The organism is Actinomadura sp. K4S16, from assembly GCF_008327685.1.
Taxonomy (GTDB): Bacteria; Actinomycetota; Actinomycetes; order Streptosporangiales; family Streptosporangiaceae; genus Spirillospora.
In genome coordinates, this window is record NZ_BDDE01000022.1 from 124183 (window position 1) to 136803 (window position 12621).

The 12621-nt window shown below is 74.1% G+C and carries 9 protein-coding genes; 6 read left to right on the forward strand and 3 right to left on the reverse strand.

The annotated features are described in order from the left end of the window. The first annotated feature begins 20 nt into the window (after nt 1–20). Nucleotides 21–2861, forward strand: a complete 2841-nt coding sequence (locus K4S16_RS34520) for a conjugal transfer protein TraG (protein WP_149263268.1) — start codon at nt 21–23, stop codon at nt 2859–2861. 15 nt (nt 2862–2876) lie between these two features. Here K4S16_RS34520 and K4S16_RS34525 read toward each other — a convergent pair whose 3' ends face one another. Together K4S16_RS34525 and K4S16_RS34530 are read right to left on the reverse strand one after the other, a co-directional pair. After that, nucleotides 2877–4556 carry a glycosyltransferase family 39 protein gene (locus tag K4S16_RS34525; protein WP_200842283.1) on the reverse strand — a complete coding sequence of 560 codons (1680 nt, stop codon included), beginning with the start codon at nt 4554–4556 and terminating at the stop codon, nt 2877–2879. Between the two features lie 74 nt (nt 4557–4630). Then, nucleotides 4631–6310 (reverse strand): sulfatase, encoded by a 1680-nt coding sequence (locus K4S16_RS34530; protein ID WP_200842284.1) that lies wholly within the window; start codon nt 6308–6310, stop codon nt 4631–4633. A 197-nt stretch (nt 6311–6507) separates the two neighbouring features. On the opposite strand from K4S16_RS34530, the gene K4S16_RS34535 reads away from it, so the two are divergent. Further along, nucleotides 6508–7113, forward strand: a complete 606-nt coding sequence (locus K4S16_RS34535; RefSeq protein ID WP_149263269.1) for a dihydrofolate reductase family protein — start codon at nt 6508–6510, stop codon at nt 7111–7113. Here K4S16_RS34535 and K4S16_RS34540 read toward each other — a convergent pair. Next, nucleotides 7086–7499: a class II fructose-bisphosphate aldolase gene (locus K4S16_RS34540; RefSeq protein WP_235037263.1), complete on the reverse strand. Its 414-nt coding sequence runs from the start codon at nt 7497–7499 to the stop codon at nt 7086–7088. The two genes, K4S16_RS34535 and K4S16_RS34540, sit on opposite strands and share 28 nt — an antisense overlap. A gap of 374 nt (nt 7500–7873) precedes the next feature. Between K4S16_RS34540 and K4S16_RS34545 the strand changes: the two genes are divergently transcribed. The 4 genes from K4S16_RS34545 to K4S16_RS34560 all read left to right on the forward strand — a co-directional run bounded on the left by K4S16_RS34545 (nt 7874) and on the right by K4S16_RS34560 (nt 12618). After that, the gene (locus K4S16_RS34545; RefSeq protein WP_200842285.1) at nt 7874–8635 is read left to right on the forward strand and encodes a DeoR/GlpR family DNA-binding transcription regulator; all 762 of its coding nucleotides are present in this window, start codon (nt 7874–7876) and stop codon (nt 8633–8635) included. After that, nucleotides 8632–10005: a 6-phospho-beta-glucosidase gene (locus tag K4S16_RS34550; RefSeq protein ID WP_149263271.1), complete on the forward strand. Its 1374-nt coding sequence runs from the start codon at nt 8632–8634 to the stop codon at nt 10003–10005. Before K4S16_RS34545 ends, K4S16_RS34550 begins: the two co-directional genes overlap by 4 nt. Then, nucleotides 10002–11198: a carbohydrate kinase family protein gene (locus K4S16_RS34555; protein WP_235037252.1), complete on the forward strand. Its 1197-nt coding sequence runs from the start codon at nt 10002–10004 to the stop codon at nt 11196–11198. Before K4S16_RS34550 ends, K4S16_RS34555 begins: the two co-directional genes overlap by 4 nt. Before the next feature lie 61 nt (nt 11199–11259). Further along, nucleotides 11260–12618 carry an extracellular solute-binding protein gene (locus tag K4S16_RS34560; protein WP_149263272.1) on the forward strand — a complete coding sequence of 453 codons (1359 nt, stop codon included), beginning with the start codon at nt 11260–11262 and terminating at the stop codon, nt 12616–12618. Nucleotides 12619–12621 lie beyond the last annotated feature (3 nt).

Below are 12621 nucleotides of genomic sequence, written 5' to 3' on the forward strand. Positions count from 1 at the left end.
CCGGGAGGATCATGGGGCGGGTGAAGATCCGGCTTTCTGGGGGAGTGGTGGCGTCCGGGCGCCATGCCTGGATCGCCCGTCCCGCCGGCCCGGTCCGGCTGCCGGACGGGGCGGACGCGCGACCGGGGACCCCCGTCGCGCTCGGCCCCGAGGACGCCCCGGCCGAGGACGTGGCGGACGCCGTCCGGGCGCTCTCGCTGCTGGTCGCGGACGGGGGCGCCGCCGCGGCCGGCGCGGGCGTCGACCTCGGCGCCGGGTTCCGTTCCGCGCGCCTGGAGGGGGCGCGCGGGGACCAGCGGGACGCGGTCCTGGCCGCGCTCCGCGCGGTCGGCCTCGGCGGCGCGCACCGCCTCGGCGACCGGGCCGGGGTGCTGGTCGCGCTCTTCGGCTTCGCGGTCACCAAGCGGGTCGGCGCGGCGGCGGCGCGCGCCATCGAGGACGGGCGGTGGGCGGCGCTGCACCTGGCGTCGGCCGCCAGCGACGTCCTCGGCCCCGAGCAGCTCGAACGGGTGCTCGCCCTGGAGGCGCCCGAAGGCGTCGACCTCACCCCCGGCGGGCCGCCGTCCGTGCTGGCGCGGTATTTGCGGCAGGTGTTCGAAGAACTGCCCCCGCCGCGCAGGCTCGCGCTGCTCCTGGACCTGTGGGAGCGGGTCGCCGAGCGCCGGATCGGGCTCGCCCGGCGGGACGCGCGCCTGGCGACGCAGAGCCGCCGCGACCGGTTCGGCGACCTGCGCGACCGCCGCCGCCACGACGAGGACGAGCGGATCGTGGCGCGGCTGCGAACCTACCTCGGGGTCGCGGAGCCCTCCCTCGCCGACGCCGCGCGCTGGATCCCCGACAAGTGGTACTGGCACGAGAGGCTCGCCCACCTCCTGCAGGACGCTCTCGGCGCCACCGCGCTGCTCCGGACCGCCGCGGCCGTCGCCGACCACGGGCTGGAGGACGGCCTTGAGCGGTCGGCTCCGGTGCTGCGCGCGGCCGCAGCCCTGACGACCGACGGGGCCGCCGGGCAGGCCGCGCGGCGGGTCCCCGGGCTGACCGGCCTCCCGGTGCGTCCCGCCGCCTACGTCCGCGACCTCGTGCGCAAGCTCGACGTGGACGGACCGAAGGACACCAGGTTCGCCGGCTACGTCAGGCCGCGCCTGGCCTGTGCACGCGACTTCGCGCTCGTCGTCGGCGATGACCTCGGACGGCTGATGCGCCAGACGATCGGAGCGCGCGACGACGTGCTGCGCGAGTGGTCGCCCAGCCTGCGGAGCTGGCGGGAGGCGGCCGGGTACGGGCGCCCGCCGGCCGAGTGGGCCGGAATCCCGCGGTGGACGGCGCCGATGCTCGGGGACGCGGAGCAGCTCCACCGCAGGCTCGCGCCCGGGGACGACCCGGCGGACGTGGAGACCGGTGCCGACCTCCTCTGGTACGCCGACCTGCTCGACGCCCTCGCCCGCCTGTACGGGCACGAGTTCGCGCAGCCCACGCCCGGCACCGGCGAGCCGTGGTTCGACCACGACCCGCCGCCGGTGGCCGAGCCGCTGACCCCGCGCCTCGACTCGATCACCGGTGCCGTCTCCGGCGCGGCGCAGCTGGTCGCCCTCGGCGGCGTCCCGCCCCGGGCGCCCCGAACGTGGGCGGCCTTCACTGCGGGCCTGATGTCGGCCACCGCGATCGCCGAGGCGCTCACCGGCGACTTCGCCGTCCCGGCGCCGCTCGCCGCGCTGGACGGCGCGGCCGTCCCCGGGACCGGCGTCCGGCTCAAGATCGCCCGTAGCGCCCGCGATGTCGCCGAATGGGCGGACTACATGGGCAACTGCATCGCCGGGCCGGTCTACGTCGAGGAGGCCAGGACGGGCCGGATCGCGCTCGCGGGCCTCTACGACGCCGACGGTCTGCTGGTCGCCAACGCGGAGCTCGCTCCGCTCCGGCCCGCGTCCCGGGGCTGGCGGGTCAGCGAGATCGCCGCGAGGTTCAACGACACGCCGGACGAGGAGCTCGAACAGCGCTTCGGCGAGTGGACGGCCGCGATCCCCGGCGCCGTCGAGGACGAGGCCGCGCCGCTGCCGGACGAGCTCCCGCCGGTGCGTCCCGCCCGGCGGCGCGCCGCGCCCCGCCTCGTCGAGGAGGTCGGCCCAGCCCTCGGCGAGCTCGCGGGCCGGTCGTGGACGCGGGCCGTCCCGGCGCTCGGCGCCGTCGCCGCCGTGGCCGGCACCGGGCCGGACGCCGCGCTCGTCCGGCTGCGCCGCTTCGGCGGCGGTCCGCAGCTGACCGGGGCCGTCCGCCGCGCGCTGGACGAGGGCGCCGTCGATCTCGCCGGGCTCTGGACGGCCTCGGGCCACCGCCCCCTGCGCTCCGCGCTCGACGCCCTCGACCCGGCACTGCGCGACCGCTACGACCAGCTTCCGCTCCTGCTCGGCGAGCCCCCGCTGCCGAAGGTGCTGCGCAGGCTCGTCAAGCTCCCCGCCGTCGCCGACGCCTACTCCCTCGACCTGGTCGCGCGCCGCATCCGCCGCGCGCTCGGCGTGCTCGCCCTCCAGGACGATCCGGTCATCGCCCGCGCGCTCGCCAAGCCGACGACCGAGCCGATCCTGTGCGCGCTCGCCGTCGCCGTCACCTGCGCCGCACCGGACGCCGGCCTCGTCCCCGTGATGCCGCCGCGTACCACGAGCGTCCCCGGATACCCGGCCACGGCCCTTGAGGACGAGGAGGGGCCCTGGCAGCGGGCCATGCCCGCGGCGCGCGAACTGGGCGCCGACACCACCGTGTTCTGGGACGAGATCGCCGAGCACGGCCTCCGCGTCCCGGCGTCCTGGCTCGCGCACGGCGGCTGGGCGGCGCTCTGGTCGCGCGCCCACACCCGCCGCCGCTGACCGGCGGGCCGCGGGCTACGGCCCCTGGGCGGACCGGCGGAAGATCGTGATGGAGTGCCCGACCTCGTCGATCGGCTCGCTGGAGCGGACCAGCGGCATCAGCCGGGGGTCGTTCTTCACGAGCCAGCTGTCGGAGACGACGAGCAGGCCGTGCACCCTGCCGGGCGGCGCCGTGAGCGGGTCGCCCGCGCGGATGCCGTAGTAGGACGGGACGCCGCTGCCCTTGTAGACGAGCCAGACCGGCTCGCCCGGATACCGCTCCCGCAGCCGGTCGGCGAGCCGCCCGAGGTCCTGGCCCCAGTCGACGTTGGAGTCGTGCAGGCGCAGGTGGGTCTTCGATGGCCCGCCGAACGCCTCATTGGAGTACGGCAGGTAGTACGGGAAGGTCCGCAGCGAGCTGACCGCGACGAACAGCAGCAGCGCGACCGTCGCGGCCCTGGCCCACCGCCACCGGACGAGGACCGCCCCGCCCGCCGCCACCGCCAGAAAGATCGGGACGAAGATCGCGTAGCGGGCGCCGAGGTCGCGCGACCCCGTCATCGCCGCCGCCAGCAGCACGGCCGTCGGCGCGAGAAGGTACGGCGCGGCCGGGCGCAGCCGGGGCAGCGCCGCCATGGCGGCGACGCCCGCCGCCCACAGCGCCAGCATGCCCAGCGGCGTCTTCACCAGGAGCGCGGCCGGCAGGTAGTACCAGCGGGAGCCGTGGTAGACGTCGCCGAACAGGAAGCCCGTCCAGCGCATCTCCTCGAATCCGAACTGGGCCCGCATCCCGTCCTGGAAGGGCCGGGGGAACGGCAGCCAGCCGGCGGCGAGCCCGCGCAGACCGCCGGCGGTCGGCAGGTCGGCGGGCGCCGCCCAGCGCAGCCGCGGGTCCACCGCGAGGTAGCTCGCCCACACCACCGCGACGGCCAGGACCCCGACCCCGGCCGCCGACAGGACGGCCGTCAGCACGGGGCGGCGCGACGGGCGGAACGTCCAGACCGACACCGCCGCCAGGACCACGAGCACCGGCACGGCGGGCAGCGCGCTCATCTTGGTCGCCACCGCCGCCCCGAGCGCGACTCCGGCGAGCGGCAGGTACGGCCGCGGCTTCAGCCTCGCCCGCCAGAGCAGCCACACCGACGTCAGCAGGAGGCCGGCCGTCGGGACGTCGAGCGTGGCCAGCGACCCGTGCGCGATGACGTCGGGGGAGAAGGCGTACAGGGCCAGGGCCGCGAGGCCGCCGGCGGGGCCGGCGAGGTCGCGGGCGAACGCGAAGACGACCAGCCCGAACAGCAGGGTCAGCGCGATGACGGGCAGGCGCCCGGCGAGCAGCACCCGCTGAGGGTCGTTGCCCCACCGGTACAGGAACTGCCTGCCGAACCTGTAGTCGCTCCCAGTGAAGGACGGGCGGAGGTGCGGAGCGGCGAGCACCGCCCCGGCCCCGATGACCAGCTTGCCCAGCGGCGGATGCTCGGGGTTGCGACTCAGGTCATGGGCGCGCAGGTAGGCGACGCCCGCACTGATGTAGACGGGCTCGTCGACGGTCGGGCTCTGCCGGACCGCGGTGACGGCCATCGCGGCGCCCATCTGGGCCAGCAGCGCCGCCACGACCGCCGCGAGCAGCCATCGCCGGTGCACCGCGCGGAACCGGCCCGGCTCCTTCTCGGCCGCGGACTCCGCGGGCCGTCCGGGCTCCGCGGACAGCGAGGTCACGCCGCCGCCTTCGGGCCGCGCAGGACGTCGGTCATCCTCCTCCCCTCCCCGGAGACCGCCTCCCCGATCCGCCGTCAGCCTCCGAACGCGGTCAAGAAACGGTCGCGGAACGCGCTCATCGGCCACACCGGCGTGCCTCGGCCCGGACGCAGGCCGTCCTGCCAGCCCCAGCCGGAGATCCTGTCCATGACGGCGCGGTCCTTCGCCACGATGGTGATCGGGACGTCCCGGCTAGCGCCCGGCCCGGTGATGAGCGGCGCGGGCTGGTGGTCGCCGAGGAAGACCAGCACGGTGTCGTCGTCTCCGTAGGTCTCCAGGAAGGAGACGAGCGTGTTCAGCGTGTACTCGATGGACTTGCGGTACTCGTCGCGGATCCGGCCGGCCGGCGGCCAGGGCGCGTCGTAGCCCTTGCCCATCCCGTTGAAGACCGAACCGTCCCCGACCCGGTCCCACGGGACGGGCCGCGGGATGGACGCCCACGGGGCGTGGCTCGACACCAGCGCCGTCTCCGCCATCACCGGCGCCCGGTCCTTCTTCGCCAGCTCGGTGCGCTGGAGCGTCGACAGGGTGTACTGGTCGGGCATGGTGGCGAAGCTGAAGCGCGGGCCGCGGTAGCCGAGGTTCCGGTCGTCGTAGACCTTGTCGTAGCCGTAGAAGGAAGCCTCGGGCCAGGCCCGGGTGATCGCCGGCATGAGCGCGACCGTCCGGGAGTCCGCGCGGTGGAAGGCCCCGTTCAGCGTCAGCCGGTCGCTGTTCACCAGCGCGCGGTACCGCTGCTGGTTGTTGACCCACAAGCCGGACAGCAGGGTCGCGTGCGCCAGCCAGCTGCCGCCGCCCGCCGTCGAGGACGTGAGCCACCCGCTGCGCGCGGAGAACCCCGCCTCGCGGAGCCGCCGCGACCCCTGGTCGAGGACCGCGCCGACCTGCGGCGCGTACTGCGGGCTCTCCACCGCCGACCGCCCGTAGCTCTCCACGAACGCCAGGACGACGTCCTTGCCGCGCAGCCCGGTCAGCAGCCTGTCGGGCGGCGTGTCCCGGAACCCGTCCACGGCGGCGGCCTTCGCGAACTCCTTCCGGTCGTTCAGGCTCGTCCGCACCTGCCGCGCGTGGTCGTAGGCGAGGACGGCCGCGCTCCTGGAGGCCACGGGCAGGCCGTGGACGAGCTGCGCGCCGAGCGCGGCGCAGGCGATCCAGACCGTCCCCAGCACCACGGCGGTCCACGACGCCGGACGGCGGTGCCGGACGGCCACCCGGCTCAGGCGCAGCGTCGACAGCGCCGTCAGCACGACCACGCCGACCGCGAGCGCCACCGCGAGGACCACGGCCGCGACCGCCCCCGCCTGCCCGGACGACTCCTTGACGAACTCCACCCCCGGCCCCAGCAGCGGCCAGTCGAGCACCAGGTCGAACGGCCGGACGAGGACCGCGTCGAACCCGATGTCCAGCACCTTCAGCACGAGCAGCAGCCCGAGGACGGCTCCGCCCGCCCCCGCCGCGTACCGCCTGGCCCGGGCCGGGAGCACGAGGATCAGCGCCACGCCGACCACGCCCTCGATCGGGACGCGCGCGAACGCCCCGGGGGTCAGGCGGGCGAACTCGGCCGGCGTGACCAGCGCGACCAGCACGAGCAGGAACGCCGCGCCGGTCACCGCCCGCGCCGCGACCCGCCGCCACCGCGGCCGCCCGCCCGCCTCCGGGGCGCCGCCCGCCTCCGGGGCGCCGGCCGGCACGTCCTCGTCTGTGCTCCGCTCCAAGCGGCTGTCAACGGTCAGCTCGTCCTCCCAGGTCCGGTCCCTCGGCCGCGCACGCGACACCCCAAAGCACGTCCATCCCGTGCCCACGGGTTCAAAAAGATTCCATCTTCGTGCCCCGGGATGTCGAGGACGCGGATCCGGCTCCGATCCACTGGTGAAAGGCGCCGCAGGGGCGCCCGCCAGAGGAGGCACCGGCCATGAGCAAGGTCACCTGTGACATCGGAATCTCCGTCGACGGCTTCGTCGCCGGTCCGAACCAGCGCCTGGAGGAGCCGCTCGGCGACGGCGCCGAGCGGCTGCACCGCTGGATGTTCGAGGAGCCGGAGGCCAACGCCGAGGTGATCGAGAAGATCACCTCGGCCGGGGCCTACATCATGGGGCGCAACATGTTCGGCCCCGACCGCGGCCCGACGTGGAACCCGGACTGGAGCGGCTGGTGGGGCGAGGAGCCGCCCTACCACGCGCCGGTGTTCGTGCTGACCCACCACCCGCGCGAGAGCATTCCGATGAAGGGCGGCACGACGTTCCACTTCGTCGCCGACGGGATCGAGTCGGCGATGGCCCAGGCCCGGCAGGCCGCGGGGGACAGGGACGTCTCGGTCGCCGGGGGAGCGAGCACCGTGAACCAGTACCTCGCGGCGGGCCTGATCGACGAGCTCCGCCTGCACATCGCGCCCCTCGTCCTCGGGGAGGGCGAGCGGCTGTTCGAGCGCGTCGGCGACCTGGCGCTGGAGCCCGTCGAGACGTCCCGGACGCCTCTCGTCACCCACGTGACCTACCGCGTCGGCGGCCCGCGCCGATGACCTCCAGCAGGCGGGCGACCTCGGCGGCGACCGCGTCGCGGCCGGCGGAGACGTAGCGGCGCGGGTCGACCGGAGGGGGGGTCCGCGGCGAGCCGCGCGCGCACGGCGGCGGTGAACGCCTTGTTCAGCCGCGTCGCCACGTTGATCTTCGTCATGCCGTGCTCGACGGCGGCGGCGAGCCCCTCGTCCGGTACCCCCGACGAGCCGTGCAGGACCAGCGGCACCGGCACCGCCGCCCGCAGCCGCGCGATGAGCGCGAGATCGAGGACGGTGTCGCGGGCCAGCATCGCGTGGGACGTGCCGACCGCGACCCCCAGGGCGTCCACGCCCGTGGCGGCCACGTATCCGGCCGCCTCGTCCGGATCGACCAGGGCCGGCAGCGCCATTCGCACGCCCAGGTAAGGGTGCCCGCTCAGCCCCCGACCCGGCGTCCTCGACGACGCGCAGGACCCCCCGTGGGGTGTACCGGGTGGGGCTCTTGGGGCGCGGCGCTTATTTCACGCCATGGTTCAAGGACGAAAATATTCGCGTTCGAGGGCCGTGCGAGCGCCGGATTGACCGCGCTTCCTGACAGTGCCCGAACCGCTCCGGCCGCTCCGGCCCCGATGCCTGTGGAACGTTCCGATCTCTCGACAGCGGGGGCTGACTTCACCGCCGTCCTGACTGGATCCGCGCACGTCAGAGAAGCGAATGACGGACTTCGAGCAGGTTTCCGCCAGGGTGATGACGGATGTCGAGCAGGGGTGTTACGTTCCACCGCGTGACATCGAGCATGCGACGGGCGCAGATCGTTTCGTCCCTGCGCGCCAAGGGGGCCGCCTCGGTCCGGGAACTGGCCGAGACGCTGCAGGTCAGCGAGTCCACGATCCGCCGCGATCTCGACGTGCTCGACCGCAACGGCGAGCTGCTGCGCACCTACGGGGGAGCGGCGCTGTCCCCGCGCCCGGCCGCGCCGGAGATCTCCTTCGCCGCGTCGGCCGAGCACGACAGCGCCGAGAAGGCGGCGGTCGCCGAGCGGGCGGCCGCGCTGGTCGAGGACGACATGGTCGTGGTGCTCGACATCGGCACCAGCACCCGGCTCCTCGCCCGGCACCTGCGCGGCCGGCCCGTCACCGTCATCACCGCCAACATGGCCGTGCTCGACGAGCTGCGCGACGACGAGGCCGTCCGGCTGTGCCTGCTCGGCGGCGTCCTGCGGCGCAACTACCTCTCGCTCGTCGGGTCGCTCACCGAGACCGCGCTCCGCCAGGTCCGCGCGGACCTGGTGTTCCTGAGCTGCACGGGGGTGCGGCCGGACGGCCACGTCATGGACGACATGGAGGTCGAGACGCCGATCAAGCAGGCGATGCTGGAGTCCGCGGACCGGGTGGTGCTGGTCGCCTCCGAGGCCAAGTTCCCCGGCACCGGCTCGCTGCGGGTGTGCTCGCTCGACCGGATCGACGCGCTGGTCACGACGGCGGGGGCCGACCCCCGGACTCTGGAGGTCTGCCGCGAGGCGGGCGGGAAGGTGTACATCGCATGAAGCTGGCCATTCTCGGCGGTGGCGGGTTCCGGGTGCCGTACGTGTACCAGGCCCTGCTGCGCGACCCCGGCTCCCCGCGCATCGAGGAGGTCTGGCTCCAGGACTCCGATCCCGGCCGCCTCGCGGGCATGGCCGCGGTCCTCGCGGCGCTCGCGGACGGCTTCGAGGACGCTCCCCGCGTGTTCACCAGCACCGGGCCGGACGAGGCGCTGGAGGGGGCCGACTTCGTCTTCTCCGCCGTCCGGGTGGGCGGCCTGCGGGGGCGGGTGTGCGACGAGCGCGTCGCGCTGGACCTGAACGTCCTCGGCCAGGAGACCACCGGCCCCGGCGGGATCGCCTACGGGCTGCGCACCATCCCCGTGATGCTCGACATCGCGCATCGCGTGAAGGCCCTCGCGCCGGACGCCTACGTCATCAACTTCACCAACCCCGCCGGGATGATCACCGAGGCGATGCAGGGCGTGCTCGGCGACCGGGTGCTCGGCATCTGCGACACCCCCTCGGGCCTCGGCATGCGGGTCGCCGCCGCGCTCGGCCTCGACCCGGACCGCGTCCAGATGGACTACGTCGGCCTGAACCACCTCGGCTGGATGCGCCGCGTCCTGCACGACGGCGTGGACGTCCTGCCCCGCCTGCTCGCCGACGACGACCTGCTCGGATCGCTGGAGGAGGGCGTGGTCTTCGGCCGCGAGTGGCTGCGCGACCTCGGTCTGATCCCCAACGAGTATCTCTACTACTACTACTTCAACCGGGAGGCGGTCCGCGCCACCCTGGACGCGCCGCAGACGCGCGGCGAGTTCCTGCTCAAGCAGCAGGAGGCGTTCTACGAGCGGATCGCGGCGGCCTCCGGCGGCGCGGCCATGGAGATGTGGCGCGAGACCGTCGCCTCCCGCAGCGCGAGCTACATGGCCGAGATGAAGGGCGCGCCGACCGGCGAGGCGCTCGACGACCACTCCGGGATCGACCCGGCCGACGAGGGCTACGCCAGGGTCGCGCTGAACGTGATGGCCGCGATCAGCCGCGACGAGCCCGCCAGCATGATCCTCAACGTGCGGAACGGCTCGACCGTCGCCGCGCTCCCTCCGGACGCGGTCGTCGAGGTGCCCGTCACCGTCGACGCCGGCGGCGTCCACCCGCACCCCCTCGATCAGCCCGACCTGCACCAGGCCGGACTGATGCAGCAGGTCAAGGCCGTCGAGCGGCTGACCATCGGCGCGGCCGTGACCGGCTCGCGGACCGACGCCGCCAAGGCCTTCGCCCTGCACCCCCTGGTCGACTCGGCGCGGATCGGCCGGCAGCTGCTCGACGGCTACATCGACCGGATCCCCGAGGTCGCCGCCGTCTTCTCCCGTGAGGAGTCGTCGTCATGACAGTGGAAACCCTGGACGGCAGCCCGCCGGTGGACCGTCCGGCGCCCGGCGGCGCCGCGGCCCCGGGGCAGCCGCCCGAGCCGTCCATGGCCGACCCCTGCACCGAGCGCGTCCCGGCGGGCGCGCTGCTGCGCGGCGGCGAGGCACCCGGCCCCGCCCCCGAGCTGGACGTCTTCCTGAGCGGCCAGGTCTTCATGGACATGATCTTCACCGGGCTGCCGGGGCTGCCGCCGCCCGGGACCGAGGTGTTCACCGAGGGGCTCGGCTCGGCGCCAGGCGGCGCCGCCAACATCGCGGTGGCGATGAGCCGGCTCGGCCTGCGGGTCGGGCTCGCGGCCCCGTTCGGCGACGACATGTTCGGCTCCTACCTGTGGCGGACGCTCGCCGAGCAGGAGGGCATCGACCTCGGGCACTCCCGCCGGATCAAAGGTTGGCCGACCCCGGTGACGGTGTCGCTGGCCTACGACTCCGACCGCAGCATGGTCACCTACGCCATGCCCCTGCCGGACCTCGATCCGGGCGAGACGGGCGACGCGGAGGCGGTGCTCGGCTCCCCGCCGCCGGCCGCGCGCGCCTGCTTCATCGACATCGAGCATCCGGTGCCGGGCTGGGCGAAGGAGATGCGGCGGTCGGGCGCCGCGGTGTTCGCCGACATCGGCTGGGACGCCACCGAGACGTGGTCCAGCGAGGTCCTCGACCGGCTGGAGCACGTGGACGTGTTCCTGCCGAACGCGGTGGAGGCCATGGCCTACACCCGCACGAGCACGCCGGAGGACGCGGCCCGCGTCCTGTCCGAGCGGGTCCCCGTCGTCGTCGTGAAGCGCGGCGGCGCGGGCGCCATCGCGATCGACTCCGCGACGGGGGAGGTCGCCGAGACCGACGCGCTGCCGGTGCGGCCGCTCGACGCGACCGGCGCCGGCGACGTGTTCGGCGCCGGGTTCCTGTTCGGCACGCTCGCCGGGCTTCCGCTGCCGGAGCGGCTGCGCTTCGCCAACCTGTGCGCGGGCCTGTCGGTCCGGCACCGCAGCGGATCGCTCGGCGCGCCGTGCTGGGGGGAGATCGCCGCGTTCGGCGAGTCCGGCGAGGTGCCCGAGTCCGTCCTCGAACCGTACGCCTTCGTCGTGGACTTCATCCCCGACTCGGCGACCGACACCGTCGTCAGGGCCGAGCCCACCCTCCGGGCCGACCTCTAGCGCGCCGTCCCCCGACCGGCGCGCACACAGCAGTCCAGGAACGAGTAAGGGAGCCGCAGGAATGCTGACACTGACGAGGCGAGGGGCGGCCGCGGCGGTCGCGGCCCTCGCGACCGTGCTCGCCGCGGCGTGCGCACCGGGCTCGTCCGGCGACGAGCCGGAGAGCAAGGCGCCCGCCGCGGTGAACACCGACGTGGCCAAGGCCGGGAACGTGACCCTGACCGTCTGGGACCAGGAGGTCCAGGGCGGTCAGAAGAAGCAGATCGAGGAACTGAACAAGCGGTTCCAGGCCAAGTACCCCAACGTGAAGATCAACCGGGTGTCGCGGTCGTTCAGCGACCTGCAGAAGACGCTCCGGCTCGCGCTGTCGGGAAGCAACCCGCCCGACGTCGTCGAGGCCAACCAGGGCTACGGGTCCATGGCGCAGTACGTCAAGGCCGGGATGCTCCTCCCGCTCGACTCCTACGACCAGGTCTACGGGTGGCGCAAGCGCTATCCGAAGGGCCTGACGGACCTGAACAGCGTCACCAAGGACGGCAAGCTCATCGGGTCCGGCAACCTGTACGGCATCTCGCTGAACGGTGAGATCGTCGGCCTCTACTACAACAAGGAAAAGCTGGCGAAGCTCGGCGTCCAGCCGCCGAAGACCTGGGCGGAGTTCGACCAGGCGCTCGCCACGGCCAAGGGCAAGGGCGAGGTCCCGATCGCGTTCGGCAACCTGGAGAAGCTGCCCGCGATGCAGCTCTACGGCATCCTCCAGGACGGCGCGACCGACAAGGAGGCCGTCCGCAAGCTCGTGTTCGGCAGCGGCGGCTCCTGGACGGACGCCCCGAACGTCCAGGCGGCGCAGAAGCTCGCCGACTGGTCGAAGAAGGGCTACCTCACCAAGGACGCCAACGCCGTCAAGTGGGACGACACCCCGGTGAACTTCGCCAAGGGCGACGGCGTGTTCATGTTCGGCGGCACGTGGTGGGCGTCCGAGCTGAACGACAAGATGAAGGACAAGGTCGGCTTCATGCTGCCGCCCGCGGCGCAGGCCGGCGCGCCGACGGCCACGATGGGCGGCGAGAGCCTGCCCTGGTCGATCACCTCGAAGAGCAAGAACCCGGACGTCGCCGCCGCCTACATCAACTTCATCACCTCCCCCGAGGCGATGGACGTCTCCGTCGAGACCGGCAACCTCCCGGCGCTCGCGGCGCCCTCCAAGCAGCCGGCCGAGCCGCTGCTGAAGGAGGTGTCGGCGGCCTGGGCCGAGCTGAGCAAGAACGACGGCATCACCCCCTACATCGACTACGCGACGCCGACCTTCGCCGACGCGTTCGGGGGGCCGCTCCAGGAGCTCGTCGCCGGACGCAAGCCCGCCGACGAGGTCATGAAGGCGGCGCAGGACGACTACTCCGCCTTCCAGAAGAAGAAGTAGGCG